Here is a 244-nt window from a genome sequence, read left to right on the forward strand (position 1 = left end):
GATTCCTTTTAGAGCGAGTGGATTAATCCCGCGATCCGCGGTTCTTCAACTGGTCGAGCAGCACGGCGGCGAGCAGGATCGCGCCGCGCACGAGGTACTGATAGAACGCGTCGATGTTCATCAGGTTCATCACGTTCTCGACCGTGCCCATGATAAGCACACCGATCACGACGCCCGAAATCGTCGCGCGTCCGCCGAGCAGCGACACGCCGCCGAGCACGCACGCCGAGATCACGTTCAGCTC

1 pseudogene is annotated in these 244 nt (G+C 61.1%); it reads right to left on the reverse strand.

The window, feature by feature from the left end:
* Nucleotides 1-22: 22 nt before the first annotated feature.
* A pseudogene (araH, locus tag SB822_RS59910) lies at nucleotides 23-244 on the reverse strand (L-arabinose ABC transporter permease AraH); the annotation flags it as partial.

The sequence above is a fragment of the Paraburkholderia sp. SIMBA_054 genome (genome assembly GCF_046534875.1).
Lineage (GTDB): Bacteria > Pseudomonadota > Gammaproteobacteria > Burkholderiales > Burkholderiaceae > Paraburkholderia > Paraburkholderia hospita.